Genomic DNA, 15751 nt, shown 5'->3' with positions numbered 1-15751 from the left:
CTAGGTGGGAATGCCCTCGCGGCGGACGGTGGGGACGGTGAGTCCCAGCGCCCGGAACTGCTGGCACGGGTTCATGAACTCGCGCTGGCGCTTGATCAACCCGCCCTCGAACTCGAACGCGTGCAGGAAGTGGTTGCGGTAGTGACCCTCGGGATAGCCGGGGTAGACGATCCGCCCTTCACCGTCACACTCCACCCAGAAGCGCTCCGGGTCCTGCGTGTCGAAGATCTCGACGTTGGTCCACACCCAGTCGGGGAAGCAGCGCAGTGACCACACGGCGTGCTCGCCCAGGCGGTCGCGCCCGCGGATGACGATCGGCTCACCGCTCTCGGTCGTCCACAGCCCGCCGACGCCGTCTTCCGTGAACAGAAGATGGCGCTCCAGACGCGCCTGGCCACGGGTGTTCATGTACTGCGCGACGAGCGCGCGGTTGTGATCGCGAACCGCGTCCGCGGACTTCACTGTGTCAACGGCCATTGCCCTGAGCTTTCTTTTGAGTGAACGCAACTCAGGTGAGACGTGGCGGCGCGACGGTGATACCGAGATGTTTCGTATCAGCGCTGGCGGCGGGTGTCTCCTGCTCGGTGATGACCCGAGTGACAGTGATCTACTACAGCGTGACCGGCAACGTGCAGGCGCTCGCCGAAGCCGCCGCCGCGGGTGCCACCGACGCCGGGGCCGAGGTGCGGCTGCTGCCGGTCGCCGACGCCACCAACGCCGACCTCGAGTGGGCCGACGTCGTCCTGTTCGGCACGCCCAGCCACTACGGCACGATCGCGGCTGAGCTGAACCGCTTCATCGACGGCACCGGCAAGCTCTGGCTCGCCGGCAAGCTCGCCGAGAAGGTGTACGGCGCGTTCGTCGCCAGCGCCAGCACGCACGGCGGCCAGGAGACGACCCTGGTCAACTTCTCCACGATCTTCAGCCACTGGGGCGGGATCATCGTCCCGCCCGGCTTCACGGCGCCGATCCCGGTGCCCGTGCACCTGCAGTCGAGCAACCCCCACGGCGCCTCGCACATCGTCGGCCTGGGCCAACAGCCCGGGCCGCTCGCGCTGGACGCCGCCCGCTACCAGGCGCAGCGCGCGGTGAGCGTCGCCGCCCGCCTGGCGGTGGCGCCCGCGTTGACCTCCGTCGACGACACACCCACCGCCATGACCGGATGACACAGTGAAAGACTCACACCCTGACCTCAGCGCCATCGCCGACGGTCACGTCGCCGACGCCGACGACATCCCCCGCGACGACCTGAAGGCGCTGCGGCCACTGCAGCGCCTGCGCCTGCTGGGCGACGAGAACTCGCTCCAGCTGATCCGCTCGCGCGTGACCTCGATCCGGATGGGCGAGAAGGCGCGCGAGGGCGACGGCGTCCTCGGCGGCGCGCTGCGGATCGCAGGACGCCCGGTGTTCGGCTTCGCGCAGGACTCCGCCTACGCCGGCGGCTCGCTCGGCGCCCAGCATGCCGACACGATCGTGCGCGTGCAGCAGCTCGCGCGCCGCACCCGCGTGCCGGTGATCGGCTTCGTGGAGTCCGGCGGCGCGCGCATGCAGGAGGGGCTCGAGGCGCTCAACGGCTACGCGCGGATCTTCTCCGAGCACGTCGCGCTGTCGGGTCAGGTGCCGCAGATCTCCGTGATCACCGGCACCTCCGCCGGCGGCGGGTCGTACTCGCCCGCGCTGACCGACTTCGTGGTGATGACCGAGGCGGCGAGCATGTTCCTCACCGGCCCGGCGGTCGTGCGCGAGGTGACCGGTGAGCAGGTCACCGCCGCGGAGCTCGGCGGGCCGAAGGTGCACGGGCGCAACGGGGTGTGCCACTTCACCGTCGCGACCGACATCGACGCGATCTTCCTCGTCCGCCAGCTGCTGAGCTACTTACCCGCGAACGCGTGGGAGTCGCCCCCGACCGCGCTGCCTGCCGAGCCCAGTGGGCCGGACCCCGGCGGCGTCGTCCCCCTCGACAGCCGGCGCGCCTATGACGTGCGCGCGGCGATCGACGGCATCGTGGACGCCGGCTCGCGGCTGGAGTCCTCGGTCGACTGGGCGCCCAACCTCGTCACCACCTTCGCCCGGATCGAGGGCTGTCCCGTGGGCATCGTCGCCAACCAGCCCAAGCACCTGGGCGGGGTGATCGACGCCGACGCGTCCCAGAAGGGCGCGCGCTTCGTGCGCACCTGCAACGCGTTCGGGATCCCGCTCGTCGTCCTTGTGGACACGCCCGGGTTCCTGCCCGGCTCCGCGCAGGAGTCGCGCGGCGTGATCCGCCACGGCGCGGAGCTGCTGCACGCGTTCGCGGCCTCCACCGTCCCGCGGTTCACCGTCGTGCTGCGCAAGGCCTTCGGCGGCGCGTACATCACGATGAACTCCAAGGACCTCGGGGCCGACCTGTACCTCGCGTGGAGTCGCGCCGAGCTCGGGATCATGGGCGCTGAGCAGGCCGTCGGCGTCGTGCACCGGCGCGCGCTGGCCGCCGCCGCGGACCCCGCCGCCGAGCAGCGCCGGCTGGCCGAGAGCTACGCCGCCGAGCACCTCGGCGCGCAGGCCGCGGCCCGGCTCGGGGCGGTCGACGAGGTGATCCGCCCGGGCGAGACGCGCTCACGCTTGGCGTGGGCGCTCGCGACGATCGCGCCCGGCTACCCGCGCGCTCACACCAACCGCGCCTGAGGGTGAAACTTTGTATTACCTCAAACTCACGTTGTCTCTGGTTAAGTGATGAGTCCAGAGACAGCCAACCTCACGTCGCGCCGCCGTGACCTTCCCTTCCGGGTGGTGACGGTGGCCGAGCGGCCCGACCTCGTCGAAGGTCTGATCGCCGCCGACTCGGAGGCCTACCCGGCCTTCGTGCTGCACAGCGCGTTCGAGCGCGAGTGGCCGCGCATCTACGCGGAGTTCCCGGAGTACCAGTTCGCGCTCCTGGACCCCGACTCGGGCGCCGTCATCGCGCACGGCAACAGCGTCCCGTTCCGCTGGGACGGCAACGTCGCCACGCTGCCCGACAGCGCGACGGCACTCGCCGAGCGCGCCCGCTCGACGCGTGCGTCCGGGCTGCCGCCCACCACCCTCGGCGCGCTGCAGGCCGTCGTCCACGTCGAGCACCAGGGCCAGGGACGCAGCCGGCAGGTGCTGATGACGATGGCGGGGATCGCCGCCGAGCGCGGCCTCCCTGACCTGTTCGCGCCGATCCGCCCGACCCACAAGGCGCGCTACCCGCTGAGCGACATGGCGGCGTACGTGCAGTGGCGCCGCGGCGACGGCAAGTCGCAGGACCCGTGGATCCGGGTCCATCACCAGCTCGGCGCCGAGCCCGTGGCGATCCCGCGGGCCTGGACCACCGTCACCGGCTCCCGCGCCCAGTGGGAGCAGTGGACGGGCATGTCGTTCCCCCAGAGCGGCAGCTACGTGGTGCCCGGCGGGCTCGTGCCCGTCGAGCTCGACGTCGAGGCCGATCGCGGCCACTACTGCGAGCCACACGTGTGGATGCACTACCGCATCGCCGCCGACGTGGCCGCCGCCGCTTAACCGTCAAACGCAGTTCACCTCAAGGAGCACACCGTGACCAGCCTCAAGTCCGACACGGACACGTTCATCAGCGGCATCTTCGCCGACATCGACGCCAAGAACGCCGAGGGGTTCGCCTCCAGGCTGTCGGAGAACGCGCGGATGCGGATCGGCAGCCAGGACCCGATCTTCGGGCCGGCGGCCGTCGTCGAGGGCCTCTCCGGGTTCTTCCAGATGATCAAGGCCCTGCAGCACGAGACCGTCGAGGTCTGGGAGGACGGCGACACGCTGATCGTGGAGTCCGAGGTGACCTACACCCGGCTCGACGACAGCCAGATCACCGTCCCCGCGGTGTCGATCCTCCGGCGCGGGCCGGAGCGCATCGACGACTACCGCATCTTCATCGACCTCGGCCCCGTCTTCGCCTGAGCGCCGGCTGAGCGAGCGACCACGGCATGAGCACACAGCGACAGACAACCATCGGTGAGCATGCCGTGGTCCTCGGGGCGAGCATGGCGGGCCTGCTGGCCGCGCGCGTGCTCGCGGACGCGTTCACGCGGGTGACCGTGATCGAGCGCGACGCGCTCCAGGACACGGCGGATCCGCGCCAGGGCGTGCCCCAGGGCCGCCACGCCCACGGCCTCCTGGTCGCCGGCACCCGCGTCGTCGACGAGCTGTTCCCGGGCCTGCTGGAGACCTTCGAGCCCGACGGCGTCACGACGCTGCACGAGCCCGACGAGCTCTCTTTCGCACCCGGCGGGCACAAGCTCTGCTCCGACGGCCCCTACGAGCGTCCCACCCCGAGCTACCAGCCCAGCCGTCCGTACCTGGAGTGGCGCATCCGCACGGCGCTGCTCGAGCGGGCGAACGTCGAGCTCGTCGACCGCTGCAAGCTCGTGAATCTCGAGCGCGACGGAGACTGCGTGACCGGCGCGACCGTCCAGCGCGCCGGGGCCGAGGAGGAGCGGCTCTCCGCCGACCTCGTCGTCGACGCCACCGGCCGCACCGGCCGCACCGCCAAGTGGCTGGCGGCGATGGGCTACGCCGCGCCGCCCGAGGAGCGCCTCGAGGTCGACATCCGCTACGTCAGCCGCCACCTGCGGCTGCGGCCGGGCGCGCTCGGCCGCGAGAAGGTGATCATCGTCGGCGCCGAACCCGGCCGTCCGACCGGCACGTTCTTCGCCGCCGAGGACGACCACCACATCCTCACCCTGATCGGCTACAAGGGCTTCCACCCGCCGACGGACCCCGACGCGTTCCTGCGCTTCGCCGAGGGCGTGCTCCCGGACTCCGCGATGGCCGCGGTCCGTGACGCCGAGTGGCTCGACGACCCGGTCGCGCACCGCTACCGCGCCAGCGTGCGGCGCCGCTACGACCGCGTCAAGCGCCTGCCCACCGGGCTGATCGTGATCGGCGACGCGCTGTGCAGCTTCAACCCCGCCTACGGGCAGGGGATGTCGACCGCGGCGTTGCAGGCGATCGCGCTCCGCGACTGCCTCGCCGCCGGCCCGCGCAAGCTCGAGCGGCGCTACTTCAAGACCGCGATCAAGCGCACCGACATCGCCTGGCAGCTCGCCGTCGGCGGCGACCTGGCGCTGCCCGAGGTCGAAGGCCCGCGGCCGCTGCCGGCGCGGCTCGCCAACGCCTACATCGGCCGCGTCCTGCGCGCCGCCGAGGACGACTGGGCCGTCGCGGAGCGCTTCATGCAGGTGTGCTGGCTCGTCGCCCCGCCGACCGTGCTGTTCCGCCCATCCACCGTCCGCCGCGTGCTGCGCGCCAACCGGCGCCGGCGCCGCGCCCCCGTGCCCGCCGTCCGGCGCCTCGACGCCGCCGAGGAGACCCGATGACCGAGACCGATCCCGACACGTTCATCCAGGCCGCCATGGAGTGGCACTTCAACCCCGAGACCGGCTCGCCGTTCTGGCTCGAGCGGGCCGCGACGCTGGACTTCGACCCGCGCACCGACGTGCGCAGCCACGCGGACCTGCGCCGGTTCCCGAACGTGGCCGCCGAGTTGCGCGACGTGCGCGTCGCCGACCTGATCCCGCGCGGCTACGGCCCGAACCCCGACGTGGTCGGCTTCTTCGACAGCGGCGGCACGACCGGCGCGCCCAAGCGCGTCGTGCTGATGCGCGACTGGCTGGACCGGATGCTCGCCGCGATGCGCGCGAACTACGCCGCACACGGCCTGGAGCCCGGCAAGGACTGGCTGGGCGTCGTGCCCACCGGGCCGCACATCGTCGGCGAGCTGTTCCGCCGCTCCGCCGCCGGCTTCGGCGGCCACGGCTTCACGATCGACCTCGACCCGCGCTGGGTCAAGCGGCTGATCGCGGAGGGCCGCGGCCCGGACGTCGGCGCCTACGCCGACCACCTGATCGAGCAGGCCGAGTACGTGCTGCGCACGCAGGACATCGGCGTGCTGATGATCACGCCGCCGCTGCTCGAGCGCCTGGCGCTACGCGATGACCTCGTCGCGCTCGTCAACGAGAAGGTGCGCCTGATCAGCTGGGGCGGCACGCAGCTCGACCCCGACTCGCGTGAGCTCTACAAGACCGAGGTGTTCCCGGGCGTCGCGCTGCACGGCAACTACGGCAGCACGATGATGCTCGGCGTCGCGAGCGAGCGTCCGCACCTGCCGGCCGGCACCTCGTGCGTCTTCGACCCGCTCGCCCCGTACGTCACCTTCGACGTCGTCGACCCGGACACCGGCGACACGGTCGCCTACGGCGAACGCGGCCAGGTCGTGGTCAGCCACGTCAGCCGGTCGTTCCTGCTGCCCAACAACCTCGAGCGCGACCTCGCGATCCGCGTCCCGGCCGCGCCGGGGCAGATCGGCGACTCGGTCGCGAACCTCCGTCCGGTCATGACCTTCGAGCGGGAAGCCGTGATCGAAGGGGTGTACTAGTGACGGCGCTCGCGCCCACCGTCGACCTGCCGGCGCTCGGGGCCAACGGCCTGTTCGTCAGCCACATCCCGCTGCCCGTCACCGACGTGGCGGGCGCTGTGGTCGCGGAGCTGAGCCTCGTGCCGTCGCTGTTCGTGAACCGCACGCTGGCCGCGCTGCGCAAGGCCACGACGGTCCCGGCCGACGAGCGCGTCGGCATGCTCACGAAGGCCGCCGACCTGTTCGAGCACGCGACGATCGCCGGCCACACGCCCGCCGACTACGCGTACGCCGTCAGCCGCGTCGGCGGGCTCCCGATCACGACGGTCGAGCACACCGTCGGCACGCTGGCGAACCGCCTGCGCCTGGCCCACTACACGGTCCAGCACGCGCGGCCCGCCGGGGCCGTGACGGACTGGCGCGACCCGCTCACCCGCAGCGGCCGCGCCGTCTGGACGCGCCGCGGCGACGTGTTCGCGGTGCTCGCGGCCGGCAACCACCCGGGCGCCCACAGCCTGTGGCCGGAGGCGCTCGCGCTCGGCTACCGCGTGGCGGTCCGGCCGTCCCAGCGCGAGCCGTTCACGCCGCACCGGCTGATCCTCGCGCTGCGCGCCGCCGGGTTCGGCGACGACCAGGTCGCGCTGCTGCCGACCAACCACGACGGCGCCGACGCGATCGTGCGCGGCGCCGACCTCGGCCTCGCCTACGGTGGCGCCGACGTCGTCGCCAAGTACGGCCGCGACCCGCGCGTCGTCACGCAGGGCCCGGGCCGCTCGAAGCTCCTGATCACCCGCGACGCCGACTGGCGCGAGCACCTGGACACGATCGTGGACTCGATCGCCGGGCACGGCGGGGTCGGCTGCGTGAACGCGACGACCGTCCTCGTCGAGGGCGACCCGGCACCGCTGTGCGCCGCGCTCGCCGAGCGCCTGAGCGCGCTCCCGAGCCTCCCGCCCGAGCACGCCGACGCCGTGCTGCCCGTCCAGCCGCTGGCGACCGCCAAGACGTTCGCCGTCTACCTGGACGCGGCCGCGGCGAACGCGAAGGCGTGGCTCGGCGGCGACGGGATCGTCGACGCGCTCGGCGACGGCAGCGCGGTGCTGCGGCCGGCCGTGCATGAGCTGGAACGCGCGGACGCGCCGCAGGCGGCGTGCGAGCTGCCGTTCCCGTGCGTGTGGGTCGCGCCCTGGACGCGCGCCGACGGCGCCGCCGCGCTGCGCGACACGCTCGTCCTCACCGTCTGCACCGACGATGACGCGCTCGTCGACGCCCTCGTGGAGGAGCCGACGATCGCCAACGTCTACGTCGGCGACGAGCGCACCCTGCACATGGCGCCCGAGCTGCCGCACGACGGTTACCTGGCTGAGTTCCTGATGCGCACCAAGAGCGTGATCCGCCGGCCATGAGCGCACTCCTCTGCCCCTTTCTCGCCGTGCGAGCGGCGGTCTGCGACCACCTCGGCCTGCTGGAGGACGAGGTGCGCCTGGAGAACTCGCTGGTCGACGACTACGGCGCCGACCGTGAGGAGCTGTTCGAGATCGTGCGGGCGGTGGAGCGCGCACTCGGCCTCGAACTCGATCCGACGGGCTGGTTCGACCGTGGCCGGCGCATCCTCGCGCTGGTCACGGTCGACCACCTGGTCCGGCTCGTGGCGGCGGCATTGCCCGCCGCCACGAGCCCACTCGTCAGCTGAGCGCGACGGCCGCGAGCCGCGGGTCACGCCGCAACCGCTCGAGGCACCGGGCGCGGGTCGGCCCGATGCTGCCGATCGGCATCCCGAGCTCGGCGGAGATCTCCGCGTAGGTCGGCTCGGGCTCGCGGACGAGCATCTGCATCAGCCGCTTCTCGCGCGGGGGCAGGCACTCCAGGGCCGCCGCCAGGACCGCGCTGCGCTCCTCGGCGATGAGCCCCTCCTCGAGGCCGGGCTGGCGGTCGTCGACCGCCGCGTCGATCGCGTCGGGCTCGAGCTGCTCACGGCGGGTCGCGGACACGTGACGCCACGTGGTGTGGCGCGTGATCGTCTGCAGGTAGCCGCCGAGCTTGGCCGGCTCGCGCACCGTGCCGATGTGCGTGAACAGCTTCAGCCACGTCATCTGGACGACGTCCTCGGCGTCGTGGCTGCCGACCCGCTGCGCGCGGGCGACGGCGTGCAGCCGCGGTCCGTAGCCGCGGACGAGGGTGTTCCACGCCGCGTCGTCGGCGTCCGCCGCGTCACGGACGAGGCGCTCGAGCTCGGCGGGGTCGGTGGGGAGCGCGCGACGGGAGGCACGTTCTGAGTGCAGCTCGTCGACGTAGGGCCTGGCGTGATGAAGCATGGGCACGGGGCTCCGGCTGGGGGATGGGGCGTTCTCCCAGCAGGCGTGAGAACCGACCGCACGTCGTTCCCTCCGCCTCCGTGCACCGGTTCCTGTATCGCCCGGCCCCCTGAGGCCCTCTAAGAGGCATGCAGGGAACGATGTGCACTCGCAGGTAACGGGAACAGGGGCAATGACCGCCAGTCGTGCCGTACCTCAGCCTCACGAGCTCCCCGAGGCGCGTCGCGCGCCGCAGCGGCTCGAGCTCACCTTCCGCGTGCGTGGGACCGACTGCGCCGCCTGGCTCTATCCCGGGCGCGGACCCGGCCCGGCGCCGTGCGTGATCCTGGCGCACGGCTTCGACGGCGTCCGCGAGCAAGCGCTCGATCGCTACGCCGAGCGCTTCCAGCGCGAAGGCCTGGCCGCGTTCGTGTTCGACTACCGGCACTTCGGCGCCAGCGGCGGCGAGCCGCGGCAGCTGATGAGCAACCGCCGTCAGGTCGAGGACTGGCGTGCCGCGGTCGCGTACGCGCGTGGGCTCGACAGCGTCGACGCGCAGCGGATCGCGCTCTGGGGCACGTCGAACTCCGGTGGGCACGTGCTCAAGGTCGCGGCGGCCGATCCGGAGATCCGCGCGGTCGTCACCCAGGCGCCGCTCATCAGCGGGCCGGCGCAGCTGCGCAGCATGCCGATCGCGCGCAGCGCGCGGCTGCTGGGCGCCGGGCTGCGCGACCAGGTGGGCGCGCTGCTGGGGCTGAAGCCGGTGTTGATCAAGTCGGCCGGGCGTCCGTACACGCGCGCGGTGACGACCACGCCCGACGCGCTCTCCGGGCTGGACCGGATCACGCCGCTCGACAGCACGTGGCGCAACGCGGTGTGCGCGCGGTTCGCGCTCACCACGACCTTCTACTCCGCGACGAGGGCCGGCAAGCGGGTGCGCTGCCCGCTGCTCGTGTGCGTCGCCGACGGGGACAACGTGATCCCGCCCGGGCCGGCGCTCAAGCTCTCCGAGCGCGGCACGCTGCGGCGCTACCCGTCGACGCACTTCGCGCTCTACTACGGGCGCACGTTCGCGGCGGCGGCGCGCGACCAGGCCGAGTTCCTGCGCACCCACCTGCTGCCGGCGACGCTGCGGGTGGTGGGCTCATGAGCGCGCTGCAACGGGGCGAGCGGCCCTCGCTGAGTCGGTCGGAGAAATGGCTCGCCGGCCTGGCGTGGCTGCTCGCGGCGGTCTCGTTCGGCTTCGGCGCGCTCTACGTCGACGCGGGCCTGATGCACGACGCCGAGTTCCCGTACGTCGTGAACTCGGTGGCCAAGGACTTCCTGCTCGTGGCGCTGGGCGTGGCCGTCGCCCGCGACGTGCGCCGCTTCGCCGCGTCCCTGGTCCCGCTGATCGTCGGCGTGCACGTCGTGATGGCGGGGCTGCTGCTGGCCGGCGTGGGCAGCAACGAGATCTCGCACACGATGAACGTCGGGTGGTTCGCGCCCGACGCGGTCGCGTTCCGCTGGCTGTGGTTCGCCGCGGCGGTCTTCATGGCCGTCGGCTTCAGCGTGGCCTCGTGGCTGGCGGTGCGCTCGCGCTACGGGCTCCAGTTCCTGTGGCCCGGCGGCTACCGCGCGCTGACCGCGCTCGCCGAAGTGCTGGTGTTGCGCAAGGACCCGACGGTCGCGCCGGCCGAGGTGGGGGAGCGCGTGGACCGCTACCTCGCGAGCTTCCGAGCGACCGAGAAGTGGAAGCTGTGGGCGTCGCTGCAGGCGCTCGCCTACTGGCCGCTGCTGACGCTGCACCCGCCGTTCCACCTGATGTCCGCCGACCGCCGGCAGACGTGGGTGCAGCGGCGCTTCCTCGACCAGACGCGCGACTGGCTGACGCCGCGCGCGGTGCGCGACCTGCGCCGCGCGATGATCCGCACGGCGCAGCAGCTGTCCTTCATGGGCTACTACGCCGACCCGCGCGCGGCAGAGGCGGCGGGCTACGTGCCGTTCTCGCGGCGCACCCCGCCCTCGGTCGTGGTGCCGCACGTCAACGGCAGCCGGCGCCGCGTCGAGTGCATGACCGCGGCGGACGTCGGCGACGTCATCAAGGCCCAGATCGTGATCGTCGGCTCAGGCGCCGCGGGCGCGATGCTCGCGCACGAGCTCGCCGCGCGCGGGAAGCGGGTGCTCGTGCTCGAGCGCGGCTCGCACGTGGACCCGAGCGCGTTCACCGAGAACGAGGCCGACCAGCTCGCCAAGCTCTACCGCGACGGCGCGCTGACGCTGACCAAGGACTACCGCTTCCAGGTCGCGCAGGGCATGTGCGTCGGCGGCAGCACGGTCGTCAACAACAGCGTCTGCTTCGACCTGCCCGACAGCGTGCGTGACCGCTGGAACGGCGAGGGTGAGGCGGGCCTGGACCCCGTCCGGCTCGCTGCCGCCTTCCACCACGTGCGCACGTTCCTGAAGATCGGGCCGCTCGGCCCGCCGTCGCGGCGCAACCCCGGGGCCGAGCACATGGTCTCGATCCTCAACCGCAAGCCCGCGGTCGACCGGCCGCTGGAGCTGACCGTCGCGGACTGCAACATCACCGGCTGCCTCGGCTGTGGCTACTGCAACCTCGGCTGCCAGTTCGGCAAGAAGCTGTCCGCGCTCGACTGGACCCTGCCCGAGGCGCAGCGCAAGTACCCGGGCTCGGTCCAGGTGCTCGCCGACTGCTTCGTCGAGAAGGTGCTCACGCGCGGCGGCTTCACGCGCACGGTCCGGGCGCGGCTGCCCGGCGGCCGGCGGGTGGAGATCCGCGCGAGCGAGGCCGTCGTGCTGAGCGCGGGCGCGCTGGCGTCGAGCGTGATCCTGCAGCGCAGCGGGCTCGGCGGCGGGCGCGCGGGCAAGGCGCTGGCGTTCAACATGGCGTCGCCCGTGACGCTCGACTTCGGCGAGCCGGTGCACTCCGAGCGCGGCGCGCAGATCTCGCACTACTACGAGCCGCCCAACCCGAAGCGTCCCGGGCTCGCGCTCGAGACCTGGTTCAACCCGATCGTGACGCAGTCGCTGTTCATGCCCGGCTGGTTCGATCAGCACTGGGACAACATGCGCGGCTACGCGAACATGACGTGCCTGGGCGTCGTCGTGGGGACCGCGTCGAACGGGAGCGTCAAGCCCGGGTTCACGCGCGGCGGCCTCAACCTCGACTACTCGCCGACCGACGAGGACTTCCTGCGGATCAAGCACGGCGTGCAGCTCGCGTGCGAGATCGGGCTCAGGCTCGACGCCAAGCGCGTGATGCCGGCGACCTTCCACGGCGTCGAGGTGCACGGCGAGGACGAGCTCGAGCTGCTGGAGACCATGATCGGCGACGAGAGCGAGCTGCTCGTGAACTCCGCGCATCCGCAGGGCGGCAACCCGATCTCGCGCAACCCGGCGAAGGGCGTCGTCGACGAGCACTTCCGCGTCTACGGCGCGACCGGGCTCTACGTGTGCGACGCGTCGGTGTTCCCGACGTCGATCACCGTCAACCCGCAGCTCACCGTGATGGCGCTGGCGGCGTACGCGGCCGACGAGATCGTGTCCAAGCCCTAGGGCTCGACCTGCCAGCGCGGAGCGTCGGGCCCGGGGCGGTAGGCGCAGTGCATGCCCGTGTGCACGCAGCTGCCCAGGTGGTGGCCGAGCGTGGCGTCCTTGGCCTCCACGTGGCCGATCGCGGTGCGGATCGCCTTGGTGACGCTGATCCGCGCGCGCTCGCCGTGCGAGCCCGGGCGGCGGTCGCGGCCGCTGCGGCTGACCGCGGAGCTCAGCGCGTCGGTGAGCGCGGCCAGCTCTTCGCGAGCGCGGCTGGCGCGCTCGAGGTCGTGGAAGCCCTCCGCCTGCTCGATCGTCTCCTCGAGGTCGCGGATGCGCTCGGCGAACTCGGCCTTGGCGCGGTCGTCGAGGACCGAGCCGAGGTCCTCCTGTCCGCGCGCGCCGACGGTCAGCTCCTCGTCCGGGCTCGTCTGCGTAGCGGCCGGCGCGGCCGACCGCGCGAGGTCGAGCGCATGGAAGTCGTGGCCGGGGTGCGCGAGCAGTCGCGCCAGATGCCGGAGGCCGAGCGTGTCCTTGACGAAGAACGTCGCGCCGGGCGGGCCGAGCTCCCACATGTCGCCGGCACGGCGGAAGCGCAGGGACGACGGGGCGCCGGGTGCGGCGCCGCCGAGCGCGCCGCCGGCGGGGGCGGCCCTGCCGGGTGTGCCGCCGTTGGTGGTGGCGTCGCCCGTTGCGGCCCCGGCCGCCATTGCGGCGCTGGCGGGTGTGCCGCCGGTGGGCGTGGCGCCGGCTCCGGCGTGCGCCGACTCCGGTCCCGGCACGTCCGTGGCCAGTCGCTCCGCGAGGCCGCGGGCGTCCGCGGCCAGCTGCTCCAGGCCGAGCGCGTCGGCCTCCGCCGCCGCGGTCTCGGCGAGCCGCCTGGCGGCGGGCGCGTCGCGCGTGGCGAGCATCCGCGCCTCGTCGAGCGCCAGGCGCGCGGTCGTCGGCCGCGCGCCCATCTCCCGCGCGAGCGCACCCGCCGTGACGAGGTACCGGGCGGCGGCGTCGTGGTCGCCCTCGGTCGCGGCGAGCAGCGCCAGGTAACGGTCGACCGGCCCGAGGAACGCGACGTCGGGGGTGACGACGTTATGGCCGGAGTAGGGGGCGAGCATCGCGCGCAGCTCGCCCGCACCACGCGCGTCGCCGAGGTGCGCGCACGCCTGGGTCAGCAGCGCGAGCGCCGGGAGCCACAGGTTGTCGCGGGGGAGCGTCGCGAAGCCGCGGGCGGCGAGCCGGTCGTACTCGACGCGCAGCTCGTCCTCCGCGCCCGCCTGGAGCAGGACGCACAGGTAGCCGCAGCGCCACACCGGCATGCTCGGCTGCGCCTCCGAGAACCAGCGGACCAGGTCGCCGATCTCCGCGAGCGTGCCCTGCGCCTCGCGCTTGACGAACTCCAGCGCGCCCAGGCGCATCCCGAGGATCGGGTCGTGCTCGATCAGGTCCTGGCACTCCGCGTCGGCCGCCGTGCGCAGGCGCTGGCCCTCCTCGTAGCGGCCCGCGAGCAGCGCGCGGGCGCAGCGGTGCAGCAGCGACTGGGCCCGCGCGCGGCGCTGGTGCAGCGTCTGCGCGGCCTCCGCGAACGTCTGGATCTCGCGGTCGACGTCGGCCAGCTCGCCGAGCTCGAGCAGCAGCGAGATCCGCCACGAGCGGGCGGCCAGCCCGAGCTCGGCGTTGCCGATCCGGTCGGCGAGCGCGGACACCTCGTCCACCCAGCTCAGCGCCCGCGTGGGCGAGTCGGGATCCCAGGTCGCGCGGTGCGCGTCGGAGAGCACGTAGGCGAGCGTCGTGGGGTCGCCGATCCGGCGCGCGATCGCGAGCGCCTCCTCCGCCAGCGCGCGCCGCTGCTCGGCCTCCTCGGTCCAGTACAGCGCCGCGGCGAGCCGCGCGAGCACCCGCGCGCGCAGCGTCCCGTCGCCGGGTGGCAGGCCGTCGAGCGCCTCGCGCAGGAACGGGATCAGGCCCTCCTCGTCGCTGGTCGCCGTCGCCAGCCCCCACGGCGCGAACGCCAGCGCGGCGCGCGCGAGCAGCTCCGGGTCGTAGCGGTCCCGCGCGGCGCCGGCGGCCGCGCGGAGCGTCTCGCGCCCGTCGGCGAGCAGCCCGGCGCCGATCTGCGCCTGGCCCTTGGCGAGCAGGAGCCGCCCCCGGCGCTCGGGCGCGCGCGGGTCGTCCTCGACCACGGTCAGGCCCTGGCCGAACAGGTCGATCGCGTCCTCGTAGGCCATCGCGTCGAGCGCCTGGTGGCCGGCCCGCTCGGCGTAGTCGGCGGCGCGCTGGGCGTCCCCGGCGGGCGCGGCCTGCAGCAGGTGGTAGGCAAGCACGCTCAGCGGCGCCTCCGCGCGGTCGCCGTAGATGGCGATCAGCGCTTCGGCGACCCGCGCGTGGCAGGCGACGCGGTCCGGGGTCGAGAGCTCGGCGTGCAGCGTCTCGCGGACCAGCGCGTGGCTGAAGCGGTAGGCGCCGATCGTGCCCAACCGCTCCTCCACGAGCCCCGCGACGACCGCCGCGTCGAGCCGGCGCAGCAGCGCCTCGCGGTCCGCGCCGAGCGTGCGCGCGAGCGTCTCCAGCCGGAACTCCGGGCCGATCACCGCGGCGGTCGTGAGCGTGTCCACGACCTCGGGGGCGAGCGGCTCCAGGCGCCGCCGGATCGTGTCGCGCATCGCCCGCGGGACCGGGAGCCGCAGCGCGTTCGGCGCGTCGAGCGCGCCCCGCGCGGCGAGCAGGCGCAGCACCTCGTCGACGAACAGCGGGTTGCCGTCGGTGAGGCGATGCAGGCGCTCCACGAGCCGCGCCGACGTCACCCCGGGCGCCAGCGACGCCGCCAGCACCTCCACGTCGTCGCGGCTGAGCCCCTCGAGCGTGAGGCGCTGCGCCTTGCGGATGTTCGTCAGCGCCGCGGTCACCTCGCTCTCGGTCGCGGTCGGCCCGAGGCGGCAGGTGACGAGCACGAGGATCCGGGCGCGCCCGAGCCGCGGCGCGACGAACTCCAGCAATCGCGCGCTGGCGGTGTCGGCCGCGTGTAGGTCCTCCAGCACGAGCACGATCGGCCGCCGCGCCGCCGCCGCCGACAGGAACGAGGCGGTCGCGTCGAACGCCGCGAAGCGCGCCGCGTCGCTGTCGATCGTCGGCGCCGGCTCGACCGCCGGGTACACGCCCGCCACGTCCGGCGCGATCTGCGCCACGAACGGCGCTCCGGACCCCAGGTCGCGCACGAGCTCCTCGGCGGGACGCTCGGCGAGCAGGTCGCGGAGCGCCTGCGTCCACGGCCAGTAGGCGGGCGCGCCACCCGCGTCCCACGCCTCGCCCCAGAGGACGCTGACGCCCAGCTCGCCCGCCGCCTCGGCCAGCGTCTCGACGAGCCGCGTCTTGCCGATCCCCGCCTCGCCCGCGACCAGGATCAGCGCGCCCCGTCCGGCGACGGCGCCGCCGAGCGCGTCGAGCAAGAGATCGAGCTCACGCCGCCGGCCGATGATCGGGGCGTGGTGCCGTGGCGCTTGACGCGATTCACCCTGATCGCTCATCGGACGCGTCATGGGTAGTCGCG

The 15751-nt window shown here is 73.5% G+C and carries 13 protein-coding genes; 10 read left to right on the top strand and 3 right to left on the bottom strand.

Features of this window, described 5'->3' with window-relative positions:
* Positions 1-477: a PhzA/PhzB family protein gene (locus OJ997_RS15375; RefSeq protein WP_270026041.1), complete on the bottom strand. Its 477-nt coding sequence runs from the start codon at positions 475-477 to the stop codon at positions 1-3.
* Between the two features lie 110 nt (positions 478-587).
* Between OJ997_RS15375 and OJ997_RS15370 the strand changes: the two genes are divergently transcribed.
* Genes OJ997_RS15370 through OJ997_RS15335 form a run of 8 tightly spaced genes read left to right on the top strand, consistent with a single transcriptional unit; the run spans position 588 to position 8075 of the window.
* Positions 588-1166, top strand: a complete 579-nt coding sequence (locus OJ997_RS15370) for an NAD(P)H-dependent oxidoreductase (RefSeq protein WP_270026040.1) — start codon at positions 588-590, stop codon at positions 1164-1166.
* 4 nt (positions 1167-1170) lie between these two features.
* On the top strand, positions 1171-2664 hold the full coding sequence (locus OJ997_RS15365) for an acyl-CoA carboxylase subunit beta (RefSeq protein WP_270026039.1): 1494 nt from the start codon (positions 1171-1173) through the stop codon (positions 2662-2664).
* A gap of 48 nt (positions 2665-2712) precedes the next feature.
* On the top strand, positions 2713-3519 hold the full coding sequence (locus OJ997_RS15360) for a hypothetical protein (protein WP_270026038.1): 807 nt from the start codon (positions 2713-2715) through the stop codon (positions 3517-3519).
* Positions 3520-3552: 33 nt separating this feature from the next.
* Positions 3553-3927, top strand: coding sequence for a nuclear transport factor 2 family protein (locus OJ997_RS15355; RefSeq protein ID WP_270026037.1), 375 nt, complete (start codon positions 3553-3555; stop codon positions 3925-3927).
* Positions 3928-3953: 26 nt separating this feature from the next.
* Positions 3954-5345, top strand: a complete 1392-nt coding sequence (locus tag OJ997_RS15350; protein ID WP_270026036.1) for an FAD-dependent oxidoreductase — start codon at positions 3954-3956, stop codon at positions 5343-5345.
* On the top strand, positions 5342-6403 hold the full coding sequence (locus OJ997_RS15345) for a phenylacetate--CoA ligase family protein (RefSeq protein ID WP_270026035.1): 1062 nt from the start codon (positions 5342-5344) through the stop codon (positions 6401-6403). The genes OJ997_RS15350 and OJ997_RS15345 overlap by 4 nt, the downstream gene beginning before the upstream one ends.
* The gene (locus tag OJ997_RS15340; RefSeq protein ID WP_270026034.1) at positions 6403-7788 is read left to right on the top strand and encodes an aldehyde dehydrogenase family protein; all 1386 of its coding nucleotides are present in this window, start codon (positions 6403-6405) and stop codon (positions 7786-7788) included. The genes OJ997_RS15345 and OJ997_RS15340 overlap by 1 nt, the downstream gene beginning before the upstream one ends.
* A complete protein-coding gene (locus tag OJ997_RS15335) occupies positions 7785-8075 on the top strand; it encodes an acyl carrier protein (protein ID WP_270026033.1) in 291 nt (96 codons plus the stop codon). The genes OJ997_RS15340 and OJ997_RS15335 overlap by 4 nt, the downstream gene beginning before the upstream one ends.
* On the opposite strand, the gene OJ997_RS15330 is transcribed toward OJ997_RS15335, so the two are convergent.
* On the bottom strand, positions 8068-8697 hold the full coding sequence (locus OJ997_RS15330; RefSeq protein WP_270026032.1) for an RNA polymerase sigma factor: 630 nt from the start codon (positions 8695-8697) through the stop codon (positions 8068-8070). The genes OJ997_RS15335 and OJ997_RS15330 overlap by 8 nt on opposite strands.
* A 172-nt stretch (positions 8698-8869) precedes the next feature.
* On the opposite strand from OJ997_RS15330, the gene OJ997_RS15325 reads away from it, so the two are divergent.
* Positions 8870-9826, top strand: a complete 957-nt coding sequence (locus OJ997_RS15325; RefSeq protein ID WP_270026031.1) for an alpha/beta hydrolase — start codon at positions 8870-8872, stop codon at positions 9824-9826.
* A complete protein-coding gene (locus OJ997_RS15320) occupies positions 9823-12231 on the top strand; it encodes an FAD-dependent oxidoreductase (protein WP_270026030.1) in 2409 nt (802 codons plus the stop codon). The genes OJ997_RS15325 and OJ997_RS15320 overlap by 4 nt, the downstream gene beginning before the upstream one ends.
* Here OJ997_RS15320 and OJ997_RS15315 read toward each other — a convergent pair.
* A complete protein-coding gene (locus OJ997_RS15315) occupies positions 12228-15740 on the bottom strand; it encodes an ATP-binding protein (RefSeq protein ID WP_270026029.1) in 3513 nt (1170 codons plus the stop codon). The genes OJ997_RS15320 and OJ997_RS15315 overlap by 4 nt on opposite strands.
* Positions 15741-15751 lie beyond the last annotated feature (11 nt).

The organism is Solirubrobacter phytolaccae (genome assembly GCF_027587195.1).
Taxonomy (GTDB): Bacteria; Actinomycetota; Thermoleophilia; order Solirubrobacterales; family Solirubrobacteraceae; genus Solirubrobacter; species Solirubrobacter phytolaccae.
Note: the sequence above shows the minus strand (reverse complement) of the source record. Positions and strands in the feature narration are given on the sequence as shown.

What these genes read in the sequence shown, in the direction of transcription:
- OJ997_RS15375 (WP_270026041.1), bottom strand. Translation starts at nt 477, where the DNA reads ATGGCCGTTGACACAGTGAAGTCCGCGGACGCGGTTCGCGATCACAAC.
- OJ997_RS15370 (WP_270026040.1), top strand. Translation starts at nt 588, where the DNA reads ATGACCCGAGTGACAGTGATCTACTACAGCGTGACCGGCAACGTGCAG.
- OJ997_RS15360 (WP_270026038.1), top strand. Translation starts at nt 2,713, where the DNA reads ATGAGTCCAGAGACAGCCAACCTCACGTCGCGCCGCCGTGACCTTCCC.
- OJ997_RS15350 (WP_270026036.1), top strand. Translation starts at nt 3,954, where the DNA reads ATGAGCACACAGCGACAGACAACCATCGGTGAGCATGCCGTGGTCCTC.
- OJ997_RS15345 (WP_270026035.1), top strand. Translation starts at nt 5,342, where the DNA reads ATGACCGAGACCGATCCCGACACGTTCATCCAGGCCGCCATGGAGTGG.
- OJ997_RS15335 (WP_270026033.1), top strand. Translation starts at nt 7,785, where the DNA reads ATGAGCGCACTCCTCTGCCCCTTTCTCGCCGTGCGAGCGGCGGTCTGC.
- OJ997_RS15330 (WP_270026032.1), bottom strand. Translation starts at nt 8,697, where the DNA reads ATGCTTCATCACGCCAGGCCCTACGTCGACGAGCTGCACTCAGAACGT.
- OJ997_RS15325 (WP_270026031.1), top strand. Translation starts at nt 8,870, where the DNA reads ATGACCGCCAGTCGTGCCGTACCTCAGCCTCACGAGCTCCCCGAGGCG.
- OJ997_RS15320 (WP_270026030.1), top strand. Translation starts at nt 9,823, where the DNA reads ATGAGCGCGCTGCAACGGGGCGAGCGGCCCTCGCTGAGTCGGTCGGAG.
- OJ997_RS15315 (WP_270026029.1), bottom strand. Translation starts at nt 15,740, where the DNA reads ATGACGCGTCCGATGAGCGATCAGGGTGAATCGCGTCAAGCGCCACGG.